At 62.4% G+C, this 13,531-nt stretch carries 11 protein-coding genes; 2 read left to right on the top strand and 9 right to left on the bottom strand.

What is annotated here, in order from left to right:
• Positions 1–33: 33 nt before the first annotated feature.
• Positions 34–1,251: a lytic murein transglycosylase gene (locus M728_RS13530; RefSeq protein WP_026620334.1), complete on the bottom strand. Its 1,218-nt coding sequence runs from the start codon at positions 1,249–1,251 to the stop codon at positions 34–36.
• Between the two features lie 299 nt (positions 1,252–1,550).
• On the opposite strand from M728_RS13530, the gene galU reads away from it, so the two are divergent.
• Positions 1,551–2,438, top strand: coding sequence for a UTP--glucose-1-phosphate uridylyltransferase GalU (gene galU / locus M728_RS13525; protein ID WP_026620333.1), 888 nt, complete (start codon positions 1,551–1,553; stop codon positions 2,436–2,438).
• A gap of 97 nt (positions 2,439–2,535) precedes the next feature.
• On the opposite strand, the gene M728_RS13520 is transcribed toward galU, so the two are convergent.
• The 6 genes from M728_RS13520 to M728_RS13495 all read right to left on the bottom strand — a co-directional run bounded on the left by M728_RS13520 (position 2,536) and on the right by M728_RS13495 (position 10,636).
• Positions 2,536–3,978 (bottom strand): outer membrane beta-barrel protein, encoded by a 1,443-nt coding sequence (locus M728_RS13520; RefSeq protein WP_026620332.1) that lies wholly within the window; start codon positions 3,976–3,978, stop codon positions 2,536–2,538.
• A gap of 110 nt (positions 3,979–4,088) precedes the next feature.
• Entirely contained in the window at positions 4,089–5,117 is a 1,029-nt protein-coding gene (hemH, locus tag M728_RS13515) for a ferrochelatase (protein WP_026620331.1), read from the bottom strand.
• A 124-nt stretch (positions 5,118–5,241) separates the two neighbouring features.
• On the bottom strand, positions 5,242–7,140 hold the full coding sequence (locus M728_RS13510; protein ID WP_026620330.1) for a 5'-nucleotidase C-terminal domain-containing protein: 1,899 nt from the start codon (positions 7,138–7,140) through the stop codon (positions 5,242–5,244).
• Between the two features lie 264 nt (positions 7,141–7,404).
• Positions 7,405–7,770, bottom strand: coding sequence for an outer membrane lipoprotein Omp10 (omp10, locus tag M728_RS13505; RefSeq protein WP_026620329.1), 366 nt, complete (start codon positions 7,768–7,770; stop codon positions 7,405–7,407).
• 319 nt (positions 7,771–8,089) lie between these two features.
• Positions 8,090–9,541, bottom strand: a complete 1,452-nt coding sequence (locus M728_RS13500) for a homospermidine synthase (RefSeq protein WP_026620328.1) — start codon at positions 9,539–9,541, stop codon at positions 8,090–8,092.
• Between the two features lie 216 nt (positions 9,542–9,757).
• A complete protein-coding gene (locus tag M728_RS13495) occupies positions 9,758–10,636 on the bottom strand; it encodes a DUF3445 domain-containing protein (protein ID WP_026620327.1) in 879 nt (292 codons plus the stop codon).
• Positions 10,637–10,789: 153 nt separating this feature from the next.
• Here M728_RS13495 and M728_RS13490 point away from each other — a divergent pair, with 153 nt between their 5' ends.
• Complete coding sequence (locus tag M728_RS13490) at positions 10,790–11,740, top strand: sensor domain-containing diguanylate cyclase (protein WP_026620326.1); 951 nt, start codon at positions 10,790–10,792, stop codon at positions 11,738–11,740.
• Here the strand turns inward: M728_RS13490 and M728_RS13485 are convergent.
• Both M728_RS13485 and M728_RS13480 read right to left on the bottom strand, forming a co-directional pair.
• Positions 11,705–12,331, bottom strand: coding sequence for an aminotransferase class IV family protein (locus M728_RS13485; RefSeq protein WP_026620325.1), 627 nt, complete (start codon positions 12,329–12,331; stop codon positions 11,705–11,707). The two genes, M728_RS13490 and M728_RS13485, sit on opposite strands and share 36 nt — an antisense overlap.
• Positions 12,328–13,485: an aminodeoxychorismate synthase component I gene (locus M728_RS13480; protein ID WP_026620324.1), complete on the bottom strand. Its 1,158-nt coding sequence runs from the start codon at positions 13,483–13,485 to the stop codon at positions 12,328–12,330. The genes M728_RS13485 and M728_RS13480 overlap by 4 nt, the downstream gene beginning before the upstream one ends.
• Positions 13,486–13,531: the final 46 nt, after the last annotated feature.

The raw sequence follows: 13,531 nt of genomic DNA, 5'->3' as shown, positions 1-13,531 counted from the left end.
CAAATCGCTGTGATTTGGAAGAGTGGCGAGCGTTTACTTGCGCAGGGCGCGCAGAAGGTGCTGCGTCGGCTCGCCATCCGGCGTCAGGCCGTTCTGCGTTTGGAAAGCCTGGATCGCGGCCTTCGAGCCGGAGCCGAAATTTCCATCCACTTCGCCGTCGTAATAACCGAGTTCCTTGAGACGGTTCTGGAGTTCGAACTTCTCGCTGATGTCGAGCGATCCGTCCGGGCGCGGCCAGCGCTGCTGCATGCCGGCATAGCCGGCGATCTGGTCGGCGAGAAGACCTACGCCGAGCGCGTAGGAATCCGACGCGTTGTAGCGCTTGATGACGAAGAAATTGCGCGTCATGAGGAATCCCGGGCCTTTGCCGCCGCCCGGCAGCTTGAGCTCGGCCCGCACTTTCGGGTTGCGGAAGCCCCGGCCGTCGGGACGGACAAAGCCGAGCGCTGCCCATTGGCCGAGCGTTTTCGTCTGCCCGGAATATTTCGCCGCATTGGCCGGTGCCACGATTTCATAGCCCCAGGTCTCACCCGGTTGCCAGCCGTTCTTCCTGAGAAGATTGGCAGCCGTTGCGAGTGCATCCGGGACCGAGTTCCAGATATCGCGGTGGCCGTTTCCATCGGCGTCGACGGCATAGAGCAGGTAGCTCGTGGGGATGAACTGCGTGTGACCCATGGCGCCCGCCCAGGAGCCCGTCAGCTCGCGGGGGGTGATGTCGCCGCTTTGCAGTATCTTCAGCGCTGCAATCAACTGGGTTCTGGCAAATTTCGCCCGCTTGGAATCGGCATAGGCAAGGGTTGCGAGCGCGCGCGGCACGTAGTGCAGCCGGTCATCTTTCTGGAGCACGGCGCCGTAATTCGATTCCATCGACCAGATCGCCAGCAGGATGGTCTTGTCGACGCCGTAGTGCCGCTCGATCGCGTTGAGCGTGCGCGCATGCTTGGCCGCCATCTCCTGACCGATGCGCTTGGTGTACGGATTGACTCGCGAGTCGATATATTCCCAAATCTTGTGCTTGAACTCGGGCTGATAGGCGGCCTTTTCGAGCACGGCCGGATCGGGCGTCTTCACGCCGGCAAAGGCCCTGCGGTAAGTCGCTTCTGTAATGCCGCTCTTGGCGGCGGTTGCGTAGAAGTTGTTGATCCACTTCTGAAAACCAGCATCCGCGCGCGCGGGCGACGAACCAAACGCGGCGGCAACGATGAGAGCGGCGGCGATATGTCGGAAGAACGTCCTGCGGTTTTTGATCATCTGCTGTCGGTTCCGTTTCTCGGCGGAGCGTTCAGCCGGCGTTCAGGCCGGACCCATTACTCCGGATTCTGCAATGTTACCCGCAGCGGGCCGCTGAAGTGCAGCATGCGGTCCTTCTTGAGGGCCGAACGGCCGCAGCCGTGTCGGTTAATGGAGAAGACTACAGAAACGAAGTCAACAAAGTCTTTACCATGAAATGACTGCGTCGTCTTCCTTTGCAAAAAAGTGGCAGACGGCGACTAATTTCAATTCCATTTGCCTGTTTCAGGCTAGACTGAACTCACTGCAAGGAGATGTCCATGACCGACAAGCGCAAAGTCCGCAAAGCCGTTTTCCCCGTCGCGGGGCTCGGCACGCGTTTTCTTCCCGCCACCAAGGCGGTGCCGAAGGAGATGTTGACGGTGGTGGACAAGCCGGTCATCCAGTACGTCGTCGATGAGGCGCTTGAAGCGGGCATCGAGCATCTGATCTTTGTGACCGGTCGCAGCAAGGCGGTCATCGAGGACTATTTCGACATCCAGGTCGAACTGGACCAGACGCTTCGCGAGCGCAACAAGAAGGCGGAGATCGAGCTGCTCGAAGCCATGCTGCCGAAGGCCGGCACGACGAGCTTCACGCGTCAGCAGGCGCCGCTCGGGCTTGGACACGCGGTCTGGTGCGCGCGCGATCTCGTCGGCAACGAGCCTTTCGCGCTGCTTCTCCCGGACATGATCATGAAGAGCGAGAAGGGCTGCCTGAAGGGCATGGTCGAGCTCTATGAGCAGAGCGGCGGCAATGTCGTCGCGGTCGAGGAATGCGCGCCCGAGCAGGCACACAAATACGGCATCGTCGGCGTGGGCGAGAAGATCGGCGACGGCTTCAAGATTACCAGGATGGTCGAGAAGCCGGCACGCGGCACGGCTCCCTCGAATTTCTTCATCAACGGCCGCTATATCCTGCAGCCGGAAATCTTCCCGATTCTCGAGCGTCAGGAACGCGGCGCCGGCAACGAGATCCAGTTGACCGACGGCATGGTGAAGCTTGCCGAAAGCCAACCCTTCGCCGCCTACCACTTCCGCGGCGAGACCTTCGACTGTGGTGCGAAGGACGGCTTCATCCTTGCGAACGTCGCCTTCGCGCTCGAACGCGGCGATATCCGCCCCACGGTCGAAGGACCGCTCAAGGCGCTGCTGCAGGGGCTGAAGTGATCCGTCTTTGACTGGCGATTGGGCCGCGTCTTCGGGCGCGGCCATTCTATTTCCAGCCGACGATAAGTTAAGCCCGGGCCATCCGGGCGGTGCGGTTTCAGCGCCGTAGCGTGAGGCCCACGCCGACGCGCGTCGTATCGCTCGAGACACCGCGATCCCGGTTCGTGCGTTCGTAGCTTACGTCTCCGGTCAGTGCGACGTAGCGGCTCATGTCCCAGGTGAGACCGGCGCCGGTGCGCCAGGTGGTCTCGTCCGAGGAAGAGGCGTCTGACGGGAAATCGCGCAGCGTCAGGCTGTTCGAGAGCCTCGCGACGAGCGTCGAGCGCAACTGATGCGTGATCACATTGGTCAGCTCGTAATTGATCGAGCCCGTCTCGCCCGGTGTGGTCGACGGGTCGAGATAGGTCAGCAAACCGAAGAGGACGTCCGTTCCGCGACGCGGCGACCAGTTGACGCGTCCGTCGACCGAGAGCCCGCTCAAATCCGCAAGCCGGTCGTCCTCGAAGCGGAAGGTCTCGTAGCCGAGCGCCAGCTCTCCATTGAGCTTCTCGCCGAGATCGACCTCCATGCCGACGCGGCCCGCATAATTCTGGTAGGAGCGTTCGAAACCGAACATGTCCCGGCGCAAGTCATAAATCGACCGGCCGGCGGAGGCCTCGAGGAAGGGGATGAGGGCCGGCGAAAGCTCGTAGCCGACACGGCCGGTAAGGGTGCCAAGATTGCGGTCGCGGTCCCCTTGTGAAAGCGTCGTGCCGTTGTCGAGTTCGACATCGCCGTAGGTCCTGCGTTCGAAATCGAGGCCGACGGAGCCGCGAATGAGGCCGAGGTCGCGCTCGACCGCCGCCCCCAGCCGATAGGTGTTGACGCCCGATTGCGTCTCGGCATTGGCGATGGCGTTCGGGTCGTCGGCGTCCTCGCGCTCGAAGCTGTAGCCGGCTCTTAGCCTCGCGATCGTCTCGTCGCTCAGGTCGAGGCGCAACTCGGCGTCGAGGTCGGCGCGCGGCTCCTCCTCGCCTTCGCCCGATATGTTGTCCTGCAGCACGCCTTCACCCGTGACACTCAACTGGTGGCGAGACCAGTCGGAGGTGAGCGATCCCTTGAGCCCGGTTTCCAGAAAGCTCCGGCTCTCGCTGCTGCCGCCGTTTTTCTGTCGTTCGTGGTTGAAGGTTTCGCTGAGTGCCGGCTTCAGGACGAAGGTGCCGATGCGGATACCGGGCGCCTCGCCGGCATCCGGATCGATGCGGATGCGCAGGCCGTCGATCGTCTCTTCGCGCCGGTTCAGGCGGTTGAAGTCCTCGTCGAGTGCCGGAGGCAGGTCGGTGCCGGCGACCGCGCCGGTCGTCTGCGGGTCGGTGATGGCCGGTACATTGCTCGCCGAGGCCGCGGCTGTCGCGGCACCATTGCTCGGGAGCGGCGGATTGGCGAGGCTTTGCGCGCCCGCCGGCGTGCAGGCGAGGACGGCACAGCCCGCGAGCAGCCACGCCCGCTTTGCCGCAAGCAGGGCGCCCGCCGTGATCGAGCGTGGAATTCTGGGCACCATCTGCCGTCTATCCGCGAAGCTGATTGCAATCGTTTCCCAATGGTAAAGGCACGTGGTTAACCAATCGTATCTTAAGGGGAAATCGCTCGCGAGGCGGGTTGGGGAATCCCTTAAAGCCACCCTTTCAGTTCGCGGCGCACCACGTGGTTGAGCACCGCCATGCCCTCCGGGCTGTCGTTCAGGCAGGGAATATGCGCGAATTTCTCGCCGCCGTTGTGGAGGAAGCTTTCGGCCGCCTGGCCGGCGATTTCCTCGAGCGTCTCGAGGCAGTCGGAGACGAAGCCGGGGTTGATGACGGCGATGCGCTTCACGCCGTCCTTGGCGAGTTTCTCGACGGTTGCGTCCGTATAGGGCTGCAGCCACTCCTCCGGCCCGAAGCGCGACTGGAAGGTCACCATGAGCTTCTCCTGCGGCCAGCCGAGTTTTTCGCGCAGCAGGCGGGCTGTCTTCTGACACTGGCAATAATAGGGATCGCCAAGATCGAAGTAGCTCTTCGGTATGCCGTGGAAGGAGGCAAGCACCACTTCCGGTTCCCAGTCGAGCGTTGCGAGGTGACGCTCGATCGAGGCGGCGAGTGCATCGATATAGACCGGGTCGTCATGGTAGGGCGGAACGGTACGCAGCGCCGGCTGCCAGCGCATCTTCAACAACGCCTCGAAGGCCTTGTCGTTGACCGTTGCGGTCGTTGCGGCCGCATATTGCGGGTAGAGCGGGAAGACGAGGATGCGTTCGCAGCCCTCTTTCTGCAGCGCTTCCATGCGCGAAGCGATCGACGGCTGACCGTACCGCATCGCCCAGTCGACGATGACCTGCGATTGATCGGCAAAGCCCTCCGCCATGAGCTGGGCTTGGTTGCGTGTGTAGGTTCTGAGCCAGCTTTCGTTCCGCTCCTTGTTCCAGATGAGCTCATAGGCCTTGCCGACCTTGCGGGGGCGCGTGTTGAGCACGATGCCGTAGAGGATCGGATACCAGAAAAGCCGGGACCACTCGATGACGCGCTTGTCGCTCAGGAACTCCTTGAGGTAGCGGCGCATGGAGGCAAAATCGGTGCCGTCCGGCGTGCCGAGATTGACAAGCAGCACGCCTATTTTCCCGAACTGGACAGAGGGGTGAGCGGCGGCGTTCGGTGCGGCGGTCATGTTATTCCTCATGGGCGCTGTAGGCCTAATAGGTGGGAGAGCGCCTTTTAGTTTCAAACTCTTCTAAAAAGAAAAGCCGGCGCGGAAAAGCCCGCGCCGGCCAACAAGATAGAGGCAAATTGTCTTACTCGGCCGGAATTTCCAGTTCCCGACCGATCTCGAGCGCCCGCGGCGCCGGGTCGCCATTGGCCGCCGCTATCTTCCTCCACTCAACGCCGTTGCCATAGAAAGACTCGGCGAGATCCCAGAGTGTGTCGCCCTTCACGATGACGTGTTTCTGCGGGCCACCGGCAGGTTGCGCTGAGGGCTTCGGTGCCGCTGCGGTTTCGGGTGACGGCTGGGGCGTGGGTGCTGCGCCGCCGCTCTCGGCCGGCTTGGGTTCGGCAGCCGCTTCGGTGGCAGGCGCTGCTGCCGCGGCGGCGACTTCCGTAATCCGGCCGTCGGTATACGGCTTGAACGGCTGATGCGCGGCAAGGTAGTCGGCAAGCACCGTTTCTAGCCCCGGCCCGTAATCGTAAGCGTTTTCGCCCTTGGTCTCGAAGACCGAATAGCCATCGCCGCCGCCGCGCATGAAGTTGTTGCTGACGAGCGAATAAGTCTTTTCCGGATCGAGGGGCACGAAGCTCTCTCCCTCCTTCACTTCGACCGAGACAAGCCGGCTGCCAGCGGGCTTCGAGCGGTCGAAGGAATATTTGAGGCCCGCGACCTGCGGGAAGCGGCCGCCGCCTTCCTCGACCTGGCTCAGCCCGTTTTCCAGCGCAGCGCGGATGTCGGCGCCCTTCAACTGAAAGGTGGAAAGCGTGTTCTGGAAGGGCAGCACGGTGATGACTTCGCCCATCGTCACGTCGCCGCCGTCGATCGAGGCGCGCAGCCCACCGCCATTGGTGATGGCGATCGTCACACCCTGGCCCTTGACGCGGTCGAGCATGGCGTCGGCGACGAGGCTGCCCATCTCGCATTCCTTGGCGCGGCAATTCTCGCGCGATCCGTCGATCGGCGCTTCCGTCTTGGCGATGACCTTCGTCCTCAGCTCTTCGATCGGCTTGGCGAGCTCCTTGATGCGCGCGACCACCGCCTCGTCCGGTTTGACGGAAGAATCGACGAGAATCGGATCGCCCTTCGCGGTCTTCACCACACCGCTGTCGTCGAAGGTGACGACGAGGTCGCCGAGATATTTGCTGTAGGAGCCGGCCTGGACCACCGGAACCTTGTAGCCGCCGGGGTTGTCGACCATCGTCGGGTAGGGGCCTTCAGCCTTCTCGTCGGTGTTGGAGAGGAGGCTGTGCGAGTGGCCGCCCACGACCACGTCGACATCCGGGATCTTGGCAATGGCAGCGAGGTCGCGCGGGTAGCCGACATGGGTCAGCGCGATGATCTTGTCGACGCCCTGCTTCTTCAACTCCTCGACGGCGCTGGTGATCGTCGCCACGTCCTCGCCGATCAGGATGTCCGGCCCCACCGAGGAGAGTTCCGGCGTATCGTTGGCGACCGCGCCAACGATGCCGATCTTTTGACCGCCGAGATCCAACACGATCGACGGCTTGATCCGATCGCCGATCTTCGATTTGTGGCTCGGCAGTACGTTGGCGGTGACGACGGGGAAGGTGACCTTGTCGAGGAAGCTCGCAAGCCCGTCCTCGGCTTCGTCGAATTCGTGATTGCCGACGGTCATCGCGTCGAATTTCATGAGGTTCAGGAACTCCGCCTCGGCGGCGCCCTTGTAGGTCGTGAAGAAGAGCGATCCCTGGAAGTTGTCGCCGGCATTGAGCAGCAGCACGTTCTTGCCGGAGAGTTCCTGGCGCTTCTGGTCGATCAGCGTCTTGAGACGGGCGACGCCGCCGAAGCACTCGTTCTTGCCTTCTTCCTCGGCCGAGCAGGTCGAGTCGAACTTGTTGATCGATTCGATGCGCGAGTGAAGATCGTTGATGTGCAGGATGTTCAATTCATAATCGGCGAAAGCGGCGCCTGACGAGAGGGCGATAAGGGAAGCGGTGATGAGGCCGGCTCGCATATATCGGATCATGATGTGCTCCTGTTTGCCTGTTGCTGCCGGCCGATTTCCAGAGCTTGACCAAGGCGTGCATACGGCTTTTCCGCCCGCATCTCGCTTCCTGATCCAAGAGTTCCCCTCCTCGGCCGAGGCGGTTTCCCGGGGCGATGTTTTCACCAGTCGAGAGTGACTTCAAGCGATAAACACATGTCTTCTTTGCCGGATTCCAAATAGGGTTAAGCCAGCTCAGAAATACGAAAGGCCCCGGATCGGGGCCTTGTCTGTCGGATGGTGCACTCAGCCGTGACGCGCAAGGGAGAACTGTGCGCCCGAGTCCGTCGTGCAGTTCAGCTGAGTTGGCGTCGCCAGCGCGCAGTTCACTCTGGACTGGGTGTTGCGGACGAGCGATGTCATGTTGATCTCGACGAGCGTCGGGTTGACGTTCACATAGGTCCCGGAAGCGAGAAGCTGGTTGGTGTCGGTCGTGCGTGTCGAGAAGGTGCCGCCGGCGAAGGTGGAGACGATGCCGTTCGGGTCGACCCACGAGCCTTCGACACCCGATGTCCGATTCGACGGCACTTCCCGGATTTGTCGCGGTGAAGACTGACAAGATGCCAGCAGCGCGGCGGTTGCCAGGAGGGTCAGAGTGGCGAATGGCTTCATCGGCTTTTCTCCCGCGTCACGAGTTGGAGCGGGATGCGAACGCAAAACCGCTACACACTTTTGCTCGCCCCGCTCTAGCGCACATTCCGCTCGACCGGAACCGCCTTGGCGGCAAATGAGCAGCGATCTTGGGCGCCGCAGCGACTTTATCCGGCAGGCGTTGCACTCGCGCCGCAGGGCGGGCCGCCTCATTTCGCGCAGAACATGCCGCGATCAAGAGTTGAAAGCAAGAGTGGAAGCGAGCGTCGTGCTTGACCCACATCTATGAAAAGCCCGGAGCGGCTCGCTCCGGGCTTGATTGCGACCGTTTGTGGCGAGATCAGCGAACGAGAATGTTGCGGAACTGCCAGGGGTCCCTGGTGTCGATGTCTTCCGGGAAGAGGCCCGGACGGCCGTCGAGCGGCGTCCAGTCGGTATAGTGGCCCTCGACCGGACCGAGATAGGGAAGCTGCACCTCGAGGCAGCGTTTGTAGTCCATCTCGTCCGCCTCGACGATGCCCGCTTTCGGGTTCTCGAGTGCCCAGACCATGCCGGCGAGAACGGCGCTCGTCACCTGCAGGCCGGTGGCGTTCTGGTAGGGCGCGATGCGGCGGGTTTCCTCGAGCGACAGCCGCGAGCCGTACCAGTAGGCGTTCTTCTCATGGCCGTAGAGGAGGACGCCGAGTTCGTCGATGCCGTCCTCCAGTTCGGTCTCGTCGAGAACGTGATGCACCGGCTGCGGCGTGCCGCCATTGCCGAACATCTCGTGCAGCGACAGCACTGCGTCGTTCGCCGGATGGTAGGCATAGTGGCAGGTCGGGCGATAGACGGCTTCGCCATTCTTGTCGCGGATCGTGAAGAAGTCGGCGATCGAAATCGATTCGTTATGGGTCACGAGGAAGCCGTATTGCGGACCGGGCGTCGGGCACCAGGTGCGCACGCGGGTGTTGGCGCCCGGCTGTTCGAGATAAATCGCCGCCCTGCAGCCCTTCTTGTGCTTCTTCGCGTTCTTCGGCATCCACTCTTCGTGGGTGCCCCAGCCGAGCTCTGCCGGCTGCATGCCCTCGGAGATGAAGCCCTCGACCGACCAGGTGTTCCAGAAGACGTTGAGCGGTTTCGGGTGTTTGGTACGCTGAGTGTCGCGTTCGGCGATGTGGATGCCCTTGACGCCGGCCTTCTTCATCAGTTTCGCCCAGCCTTCGCGGTCGTCCTGATGCGGCTCCTCATATTTGATGCCGAGGTCGTCGGCGAGGTTGAGGAGCGCCTTCTTGACGAACCAGGAGACCATGCCGGGATTGGCGCCGCAGGTCGAAATCGCCGTGGTGCCGCCGGGGTTCTTTTCCTTTTCACGGCGCACCGTTTCGCGCAGCGCATAATTGGTGCGGTCGGCATTGTCCATTTCGGTGTCGAAATAGAAGCCGAGCCAGGGTTCGACGACCGTGTCGATGTAGAGAACGTCGAGCTTGCGGCAGAGCTTCATGAGATCGAGCGAGGACGTGTCGACCGAGAGATTGACGCAGAAGCCCTGGCCGCCGCCTTCGGTCAGGAGCGGCTTCAGGAGTTCCTTGTAGTTGTCCTTCGTGACGTAGGCCTTGACATGGCGCACGCCGTGACGCGTGAAGATCTCGGTGTCCTTGGCGTCCTCGCGCGGCTCCACCACGATCAACCGGTTCCTGTCGAATTTGAAGTGGCGCTCGATCAACGGCAAGGTGCCGTGGCCGATCGAACCGAAGCCGATCATCACGATCGGGCCGGTGATCTCGCCGTAAACCGGGTAGGTGGTGTCTGCCATTTTTGTCTTTCTCCTGAGAACGTCCCTGTGCAGAGGTTGAATAGGCGCAAAGCGCGCCTGGCATTCCGTCCTGTGCCTGCTGCATGACTTAAAGCCATGCAGCAACTTGAAGTGCTACAGCGGCCTTGGCGCGTCCGAATAGACGCGCGGCGCTGTAGAGCACAGATTCCTGTCACAATAAAGGGCCGGCGGGTCAACCGAGACTTAAGACTTTGCTTAACCGGCGATCTCCAGCAAGGTCGCGATCAGGGCTTCCCGCTTGCTGACGAGTCCCTTGTAAGCGGCTTGCGGCAGCGTCAGCTCGCTGAGCTGGCCGATGAAGGACCGGGCGAGCGCGGCCGCATCCGGCCGGCGTCTCAGCGCCGCCAGCGGATCGGAATAGATGCGGATAGTGAATACGATGGCGCCGGTCTGCGGCAATTTGCGTAGGGTCTGCCGTTCGACGCGGATGAAGGTCCCGTCTTCCGCGAGCGTGACGGCCTCGGCGCCGATGCCTTCCGACTTCGATTTCGGCAGATGCAGCGCGCCGTCGACGTTGACCGCCCAGTTGAAGCGCTCGACCAGCCGGCCAGCGGGCAGCTTGTCGAACATGCGGACGATCAGCTCCGCATTGCGGGTGCCGGCTTCGAAGCCGGGCACAGGCGCATGGATCTCGTGCATCGCCCGGCCGAACTTCTCGGCGAGTGACCAGGAGGAGGGAAAGGCGACATAGGCTGCAGTCAGGCGCCAATCGCCCTCCTTGCATTCCATGATCGCCAGATCGTCCTGCACCAGCGATCCGGCCGTCACGAGCGCGGCCTCGCTGCTCAACGGCACGCGACGCTTGCCGACGACCATCGCATCGCCGTCGCGCCGGTAGATGTGCGGGTAACAGCGCGGAAGGTATTCGGCCAAGCTGTTCAGTAGCTCCGCCTGAGCGGCTTCCGTTCCATCCTCCGCAACGAAGATAGCGTCGTGCTGCCCTTCCAGCAGCCTGGCCTTCTCCTGCAGATAGTCGTCGAGGGCATCGTCCGGTTCTATCCATCGCTCGGGCTCGAGTTGAACAAGCCCGATCGTGAAAGGCTTCGACGAGCCGTCGTAAGGCGTATGCTTCATCCGCGATGACCAGACTGTTTTCGCCGCTTAACCATTCTCTTCCGTTTCGCATGCTATTCGGCTTGTCACAAGCGTCTCACGCCATAGCTTTTATTGCGTCGTCCGTTTTCGCGTTGTGATTGATATTGCTGTTCGAGCTGGAGCTGACCGATCGTGTCCGGTGATCATCTCAAGACCCTCATGGGCTTAGAGGCCACAACGCCCGTACTGATCGCACTCTACGATGCCCATGATCGGCTGCGCTACGCCAATGCGGCATTTCGTTCCGCCTATCATATCGGCGAGGACGAGACGCCGACCTGGGCGGAGATCATGCGCCGCAACTACGCCGCAGCCAGCGGCACCGTCCTCAGGACCGACGATATCGAGGCCTGGATCGCCTCGACCATTCACCGCCGCGGCAAGGTCCCGTTTCGCGCTTTGGAGACCCACCTGCATGACGGCCGCTGGTTGTGGATGACGGAGACCGTCGACGAGAAGGGCTGGATGCTGTGCATCGCCGTCGACATAACCCATGTGCGGGCGGAGGAGCGCAAACTGCGGCAGGACCGCGATTTCGCCTTGCGGGCCTCGCAGGTGGACGAACTGACCAATGTACCGAACCGGCGTTACACGATGGAGAGGCTCAACGAGTTCATCCAGAACTGCAGCGAGAACCCGCACATGTGGGGCTGTGTGGCGATCATCGACATCGACTATTTCAAGGCCGTCAACGACCGCTATGGGCACAGCCGCGGCGACGAGGTGCTGCTCGATTTCGCCCGACAGATGCAGGAGTTCGTCCGTCGTTCGGACTGCTTCGGTCGGATCGACGGCGAGGAATTCATGCTGATCCTGCCGGACACGACCGTCAGCGAAGCGAATCTCATCCTTGATCGCCTGCTCGATAAGGTGCGCACCGCAAGGCCGCTTTCGAACATCCCGGAGTTTTACTACACCTGCTCGGTGGGACTTGCGGAGTACCGCGAGGGCGACACGGTCAGCGATATCTATTTGCGCGCAGACGAAGCGCTCTATCTCGCCAAGCGCGATGGGCGCGACCGTGTCAAGCGTTATACACTGCCCGGATCAGACCGCGAGTTCAGCCCGGATCAGACCTCTTAAGGAATTGCCGACGTAAAGGCGCCCGCCCTTGAGATCGGTGGCCGACAGCCGTTGGACCCGTGCTTGCCGCTGGCAGATGAGCTCTGTGCGCAGTACCCCTTCAAGCAGGCCGCAGGAGATTGGCGGAGTTTTCAGCGTTCCGCTGCCGTCGTCGAGGAAGATCGAGGTTATCGTGCCTTCGCAGACTTCCCCTTTCTCATTGAGCAGGATCACCTCGTCGGCGTCTGCCGGCGGAAACTCGTCGCGCGCGGCCTCGTAGACACCGCGCCGCGTCGTTTTCATCCGAAGCAGCCTGTCGCGGGAATCAAGCCGTGTGGAAGCGATCCGCAGGCGCCACAGGGCGTCGCCGGAAAGCGGCGCAAAGGGCGCCGTTGTCACTGCTATCGCACCTTCGCGGTCGAGCGTGAGGCGGACACGCAGCGGCACTTGCGCGCCGGCAACGGCTCGGTTCAACTCCGCTTCCCCCGCGCCGGAACCGACAAAGCCGAGACGCCTGGCAGAGCGCTTCAGCCGCGCGAGATGCAGCCTCAGCCGGACGAACCCATGCTCCGGCTCGTAGCGTAAGGTCTCGATCAGGGAAAAATCGCTCATCGGGCGATCTCGGCATCGCCGACGGCGAAGCGGGCCTTCAGGAGGCATTCGTCGTATTCGGCCTCGGCCTTGGAATCGAAGACGATGCCGCCGCCGACATTGAAGACGGCCCGGCCGTCGGGAAAGAGGGAAATGGTTCGGATCGCGACGTTGAAGCGCATGACGCCGTTCGGGGCGATGAAGCCGATCGCGCCGCAATAGGCGTCGCGCGGGCCGGATTCCAACTCGTGCAGGATCTCCATCGCCCGCATCTTCGGCGCACCGGTGACGGAGCCGCAGGGAAAGAGCGCGGCGAAGATCTCGGCTATCCGTGTGTCCGGCAGGAGCTTCGCCCTCACATGGCTCACCATCTGGTGGACCGTCGGATAGGTTTCGACGTCGAAGAGCTTCGGCACATCGAGCGTGCCGACTACGGTGACGCGCGAGATGTCGTTGCGCAGCAGATCGACGATCATCCGGTTCTCGGCCTGCGTCTTCTCGTCGCTGCGCATCGCGGCGATGATCGCTGCGTCCTCTTCAGCCGTCGCGCCGCGCGGCGCTGTGCCTTTCATCGGACGCGTCTCGATCCAGCCGTCGGTATCGACACGGAAGAAGAGCTCCGGTGAACGCGACAGCAGGATCGGTCCATCGAGCGCCACGAGTGCGCCGTATTTCACCGGCTGGCGCTCGATCAGCGACCAGAAGGCGGCGAGCGGATCGCCGGACCAGCGAGCGTGGACTGGCATCGTCAGGTTCGCTTGGTAGCAATCGCCCTGGCGCAGGTGTTGGTGCAGCTTCTCGAAACGCTTTCGATAGGCGGGAAAATCCCAGCCGGCGCGAGGCTCCGAGAGGAAAGGCTCGTTTTCCAACCGCCGTCGCGGGGTGGCGAGCGGATGCTCTTCCGCCGGCGCATCGAAGATGCCGAAGGACATCAGCGGCGTTTCCCGGTTCTCCTCCGCGAAGGGCGCAAGCTTGTCCTCGAAGAGATGACCAGCTTCGTAGGCCATGAAGCCCGCGATCCACTTGCCGGCGCGGTGGGCCGCTTCGACCTCCATGAGGCCGCGAGCGAATTCCGCCTTTGTTCGTGCCGTGACGATGCGCGACGGTTCGGCGAAGACCGTGGTGCGGTTCTCGCTGTCGTCCCGGAAGAGGACATAGGGCGCATGTTCGATCATCGAGGCCGATCGCTGTCGTTCATTCGTATGCCGCCGGGTCGCTCGC

Source organism: Ensifer sp. WSM1721 (genome assembly GCF_000513895.2).
Classification (GTDB): domain Bacteria; phylum Pseudomonadota; class Alphaproteobacteria; order Rhizobiales; family Rhizobiaceae; genus Sinorhizobium.
This window is presented reverse-complemented; position numbering and strand designations above follow the sequence as displayed.